Annotated in this window: 5 protein-coding genes; 2 read left to right on the forward strand and 3 right to left on the reverse strand. The window is 74.9% G+C overall.

Annotation, left to right across the window (positions count from 1 at the left end; translation table 11 throughout):
• Positions 1-160: 160 nt before the first annotated feature.
• Positions 161-1,423 (reverse strand): extracellular solute-binding protein, encoded by a 1,263-nt coding sequence (locus EF903_RS27220; RefSeq protein ID WP_399421795.1) that lies wholly within the window; start codon positions 1,421-1,423, stop codon positions 161-163.
• Between the two features lie 164 nt (positions 1,424-1,587).
• Here EF903_RS27220 and EF903_RS27225 point away from each other — a divergent pair, with 164 nt between their 5' ends.
• Positions 1,588-1,803, forward strand: coding sequence for a dodecin (locus EF903_RS27225; protein WP_125547545.1), 216 nt, complete (start codon positions 1,588-1,590; stop codon positions 1,801-1,803).
• A gap of 68 nt (positions 1,804-1,871) precedes the next feature.
• On the opposite strand, the gene EF903_RS27230 is transcribed toward EF903_RS27225, so the two are convergent.
• The gene (locus EF903_RS27230; RefSeq protein ID WP_125547547.1) at positions 1,872-2,366 is read right to left on the reverse strand and encodes a hypothetical protein; all 495 of its coding nucleotides are present in this window, start codon (positions 2,364-2,366) and stop codon (positions 1,872-1,874) included.
• A 596-nt stretch (positions 2,367-2,962) separates the two neighbouring features.
• On the opposite strand from EF903_RS27230, the gene EF903_RS27240 reads away from it, so the two are divergent.
• Positions 2,963-5,272 (forward strand): ABC transporter, encoded by a 2,310-nt coding sequence (locus EF903_RS27240; RefSeq protein ID WP_399421797.1) that lies wholly within the window; start codon positions 2,963-2,965, stop codon positions 5,270-5,272.
• A 120-nt stretch (positions 5,273-5,392) separates the two neighbouring features.
• Here EF903_RS27240 and EF903_RS27245 read toward each other — a convergent pair.
• A partial coding sequence (locus tag EF903_RS27245) for a hypothetical protein (protein WP_260615993.1) occupies positions 5,393-6,001 on the reverse strand: 609 nt, incomplete at its 5' end.

Here is a 6,001-nt window from a genome sequence, read left to right on the forward strand (position 1 = left end):
GCTCGGGGACAGGGGGGCGATGGTCATGGCGGCTCCAGGTCCGGGCACGGAGCGCGGGCCGCAGGCGTGGCGGCCCGGCCCCTCTACTTCTTCCGTGACCGGCTGGATTCGGTGTGACCGCTTCGCGGCCGCCGGGTGTGCGGACTTTGAACTCGGCGGCTCAGCGTTCGGTGTTCAGGACCGTGGTGATGGTCTCGGAGGCGGTGCGGGCCGCCTTGCGGGGGTCCTGGCCGGTGAGGACGGCTGTCATGTACGGCTTGATCGGGTTCTGGGCCTCGACCTCGGCCCAGCGGGCGGACTTGGGGGTGGCCCGGCCGTGGGCGGCGCCGACGGCCATGCTGGCGGCCCCCTCGTTGCCGGCGACGACGTGGGCGAGGGTGGTCTTGTTGGGCACGTAGCTCATGGTGCGGGCGAGTTCGGTCTGCCACCTCTCGCTGACCAGGGCGGTGATGACGTCGATGGCGTGGTCGCGCTGCCGCGCCTTCTCCGGGATGATCAGGACGGAGCCGCCGGTGAAGACGGCGCCGGGCTTGTCGGAGGTCTTCCCGGGGACGGGGAAGAAGCCGAGCTTGCCCTTGAGGGCGGGGTTGGCGGCCTCGATGGCGGCGGCCTGGCTGGGCGGGCCGATGATCTGGGCGACCTTGCCGCGGGCGAAGACCTCGGTCTGCGGGGGTGTCTCCTCGTCGGCGCCCTTGGGGCCGTCGCCGAGGGCCTGGAGCTGCTTGTAGAACTCCATGCCGGCGAGGGCCTTCTCGTCGTGGAGGGTGCCCTCCCATGTGCCGTTGTTCTGGACGGCGAGGTCGCCGCCCTCGTCCCAGACGAAGCCGGAGAGGACGTACCAGTTCTGTCCGGCGAGGTAGATGCCCTGCTGGTCGCCCTTGTCGAGCTTCTGGGTGGCCTGGATCCACTCCTGGCGGTTCCGGGGCGGCGTCTTGATGCCGGCGTCCGCGAAGAGGTCCTTGTGGTAGATCACGACGCGGTTCGCGGCGTACCAGGGGACGCCGTACTGGGCCCCGCCGATGCTGCTCGGGTCGGCAAGGCCGTCGAGCCAGTCCTGGTTGCCCCACTTGCGCATGCCGTCGAGGGTGAGTTCGGAGACGCCTCCGGTCTCGATGTAGCGGGCGACCTGGGTGTTGCCGACCTCGATGAGGTCGGCGCTCTCGCCGCCGCGGCCGGAGAGGACGGCGTCGACCTTCTCGCCGATGCCGGTCCACTCCTGGATGCGGACGTCGAGGTCGACGCCGGGGTGCTCCTGCTCGAAGGAGGCGGTGAAGCGGGCGATGAACTCGTCGGAGGCGCTGCCCTTCATGAGCCAGAGCGTCACTTTCTCCGGTCCCGCGGACGCGCCGCCCGCGCCGCTGCATCCGGTCAGGGCGGTCGCGGCCGCGACGGCGGTGCACACGGCGAGGAAGCGCATCTTCACGAGGGGTCACCTTCTGCGGGGAAATCCGAGATGGCTTGAAATTGGCATAGACCAATGGGCCGGTCAAGGGCATTCGCCGCGGAATTGATCCGGCAAAGCTCGCGAGGAAGGACGTACTGGGGCACCGTAGAAGGCGACGAAGCCCCCACCGTCGGGAGACCTCCATGTCCAACCACACGTACCGGGTGACCGAAATCGTCGGCACGTCCACCGAGGGCATCGATCAGGCCATCCGCAACGGGATCGCCCGAGCGAGCCGGACGCTGCGCAACCTCGACTGGTTCGAGGTGACGCAGATGCGCGGACACATCGAGAACGGCGAGATCGCCCACTACCAGGTGGGACTGAAGGTCGGCTTCCGGCTCGACGAGGAGGAATGACGGGCGCGCCGGGCTCCGGGGGCCTCCCCCGGGGCAGGGCGCGCCCGCCGCACCGCCGCCGGCCGTCGTCAGGTGCGGCCCTCGCCCTCCTGGGCAGACCTCAGCTCCGGCGCCTCCGCCGCCCAGTTCGCCAGCACCACCGGGAACCCCTCGGCGCGCGCGGCCTGGCACACCAGCTCGTCGTCGTCCACGAGCACCCGCACCTCGCGGCTCCGCGCCAGGCGGCGCAGGATCTCCAGCTTGGTCAGCCGCGCCGGCCGCCGGTCCCTGTCCCCGCGCATCCACACCCGCCCCTGCGGCAGCCCGTGCCGCTCCAGCCACTCCTGCGTGTCGGCCCGGCACCGCTCCGGGCGGCCGGTCAGGTAGACGATCTCGCTGTCGGCTGCGCGCTCGACCGCCAGCGCCACCCCGCGTGCGAGCGGCGGATCGGCCGGCGCCGCACCGAAGAACCCGTCCCAGTCCCGCGGCCGGCGCTCCAGGAAGTGCTGGCGGTGGTCGGTGTCGGCCAGGGTGTTGTCGATGTCGAAGACGGCCAGCGGCCGGCGGTTCGTGCGCTCACTCATACGGGCCACCCTAGGCTCGCGGGCCGGGAATCCCCGCGGCCGCCCGGCGGCGTCATGCTGCCGAACCACCAGCCGCTCCTCGTGGCGGAGCAGTTCGGCGTGCTCGAATCCCTCTTCCCCGGCCGCCCCGCACCGCACGTCGCGGTCTCCGGGCCGCCACCGAGGCGGAGGCCCGGCGGATCCTCGACCTCGCCCCCGAGGGCTGGTCGCCGGCCGCCTCGCGCACGCGCGGCAGCTTCCCGCCGCTGCGCCCGGCCGCCGAGATCGAGTCCATGGCCATGACGGCGCGCGGGAGCGCGAGCCGCACGAGGGCGCGCCCACCGGCACGTCCACGGCACCGCCGAGCAGGTCGCGGGCCGACTCGCCGATGTGGCTGCGCCGACGGGCGCCGACGAGCTGCTCGTCACCACCTCCACCGACGGCCGGGCGGCCCTCCCGGAGTCCTTCGGCCGCCTCGCCGGGCTCGCCGGCGCCGCGCGGCCTCAGGCCCTCCCGCGTCGGGGCCGTCGAGTCCGGCGAGCCCGGCGCCGGCCCCCGCCCTCGACCCGTTCGTACGTGTCCGCGGAGCCCGCGAGCACAACCTGCGCGGCGTCGACGTGGACATCCCCCGCGACGCCCTGACCGTCTTCACCGGCGTCTCCGGCTCCGGGAAGAGCTCCCTCGCCTTCGGCACGCTCTACGCCGAGGCGCAGCGCCGCTACTTCGAGTCGGTCGCCCCGTACGCGCGCCGCCTCATCCACCAGGTCGGCGCGCCCGATGTCGACTCGGTCACCGGTCTGCCGCCCGCGGTGTCGCTGGAGCAGCGGCGCTCCACGCCCGGCTCCCGCTCCTCCGTGGGGACGGTGACCCTGCTCTCCAACTCGCTGCGCATGCTGTTCTCCCGCGCCGGCACCTACCCGCAGGGCGCCGAGCGGCTCGACTCCGACGCCTTCTCCCCCAACACCGCGGCGGGGGCGTGCCCTTCGTGCCACGGGCTGGGCAGCATCCACCGCACCACCGAGGAGCTGCTCGTCCCCGATCCGGGCCTGTCGATCCGCGAGGGCGCGATCGCCGCCTGGCCGGGCGCCTGGCAGGGCAAGAACCTGCGGGACATCCTGGAGGCGCTCGGGCACGACGTGGACGCGCCGTGGCGGGAGCTGGCCGCGGCGGACCGCGAGTGGATCCTGTTCACCGAGGAGCAGCCGGTCGTCACGGTGCACCCCGTGCGCGATCCGGAGCGGATCCAGCGCCCGTACCGGGGGACGTACACGAGCGCGCACAGATGGGTGATGAAGACGTTCGCGGAGAGCCGCAGCGCCACCCTGCGGGCCCGCGCGGAGAAGTTCCTCACCGATTCGCCGTGTCCGGTGTGCGCGGGGCGGCGGCTGCGGCCGGAGGCACTCGCCGTGACGTACGCGGGGCGCACCATCGCGGAGTTGGCGGCGCTGCCGCTGACGGGCCTGGACCGGTTGCTGGCGGGGACGCCGCCGGGCGGGGAGGCGGCGCGGGTGCTGGCGGCCGACCTGCGGGCCCGGATCGCGCCGGTCGTCGAGCTGGGCCTGGGCTATCTGAGCCTGGACCGGACGGCGCCGACGCTGTCGGCTGGCGAGTTGCAGCGGCTGCGGCTGGCGACGCAGCTGCGGTCGGGGCTGTTCGGGGTGGTGTACGTGCTGGACGAGCCGTCGGCCGGCCTGCATCCGGCCGACACGGAGGCGCTGCTGGGTGTGCTGGACCGGCTGAAGGCGGCGGGGAACACGGTGTTCGTGGTGGAGCACCACCTTGACGTGGTGCGGCATGCGGACTGGGTGGTGGACGTGGGCCCGCGGGCGGGCGAGCACGGCGGGCGGGTGCTGCACAGCGGCCCGCCCGCGGAGCTGGCCGGCGTGGCCCGGTCGGCGACGGCGCGGCACCTGTTCGCGGAGCGCGCGGCGGGTGCAGGGCGGGCGGTGCGGGAGGCGGCCGGGTCCGTCCGGGTGTCCGGGGCGCGGCGGCACAACCTGCGCGACGTCGATGCGGAGTTCCCGCTCGGCGTGTTCACGGCCGTGACGGGAGTGTCGGGGTCGGGGAAGTCGACGCTGGTCGGGCAGGTGCTGGCGCGGGAGGCGGGCGAGCGGCTCGCCGCCGATCCGGGGTTCCCGGTGCGGCGGCTGGTGGAGGTGGACCAGAAGCCGATCGGGCGCACGCCGCGGTCCAACCTGGCGACGTACACGGGGCTCTTCGACGTGGTGCGCCGGCTGTTCGCGGCGACCGGCGAGGCGCGGGCCCGCGGCTGGAAGGCGGGCCGGTTCTCGTTCAACGTGCCGGGCGGCCGCTGCGAGACCTGCCAGGGCGAGGGCTTCGTCTCGGTGGAGCTGCTGTTCCTGCCCAGTACGTACGCGCCCTGCCCGGAGTGCGCGGGGGCGCGGTACAACGCCGAGACGCTGGAGGTCCGGCACGCGGGGCTGAGCATCGCGGAGGTGCTGGGGCTGACGGTGGAGGCGGCGGCGGAGTTCTTCGCGGAGGTCCCGGCGGCGGCCCGGAGCCTGCGGGCGCTGGAGGAGATCGGGCTGGGGTACCTGCGGCTGGGGCAGCCGGCCACGGAGCTGTCGGGCGGCGAGGCGCAGCGGATCAAGCTGGCGGCGGAGCTCCAGAGGCTGCGGCGCGAGCACACGCTGTACCTGCTGGACGAGCCGACGACGGGGCTGCACCCGGCCGATGTCGAGGTGCTGGTACGGCAGTTGCACGGGCTGGTGGACGCCGGCCACACGGTGGTGGTCGTCGAGCACGACATGGACGTGGTCGCGGGCGCGGACTGGGTGGTCGACCTGGGGCCGGGCGGCGGCGCGGACGGCGGCCGGATCGTCGCCGCGGGCACGCCGGAGCAGGTCGCGCGGGGCGGGCTCGGGCGGACGGCGGGGCACCTGGCGAGGGCGCTGGGGTTGGACTGAGCCGCGGCCGCGGAGACGCGCGGGCATCGGTGCGTACGGGCGTACGGGCATACGGGCGTCCGGCGGCGCCCGGTCGGCGGGACGGCGGTGGCGAGCGGCAGGCGGCGGGCGCTGGGCCGGTCAGGCGTCCCCGGACAGCAGGTGCTGCGGCACCTCGCGGAACGTCCAGCGGCCGCTGCGGCGGGTGAACGCCCACACCACGTCGTGGCGGTCCGGCCAGGCGGCGGGCACGCCGGGCAGCCGGTCGGCGCCGAGGGCGCGGACGAGGCGGGGGACGCCGTGGTGCTCCCAGCAGAGAAGGACGGGCTGCGGGGCGGCGAGGGCGGCACGGGCGAGGGCCGCTTCGGCGCCGACGGCGTACGGGGTGCGCACCGGGATGTGGAGGGCCGCGGCCAGCGGTTCGACGGTCAGCCGGCAGCGGGCGGGTGCGCCGGCCCCGCCCGCGGCGAACAGGGCGGCGGGGCGGGGCAGCCGGGACGAGCCGCGGGCGGCCGTGAACAGCCCGGGCAGCTCTTCGGCCCTGCGCAGGCCGCGTCCGGCGAGGAAGCCGGGGTCCTCGTTGCCGTCCGCGTCTTCGCCGGTGTCGCCGGGGTAGGGCTGCTCCGCGTGCCGGATCAGCATGACCATGGCGTCGCGCGGGGCGCCCGCCGGGCCGTGCACCGGGGCCGGGGCGGGCTCCTCGGCGGAGCATCCGGCCGCGGCGAGCGGGGCGAGCGCGGCGGCCAGCAC

This window comes from Streptomyces sp. WAC05292, assembly GCF_003949955.1.
Classification (GTDB): Bacteria; Actinomycetota; Actinomycetes; order Streptomycetales; family Streptomycetaceae; genus Streptomyces; species Streptomyces globosus.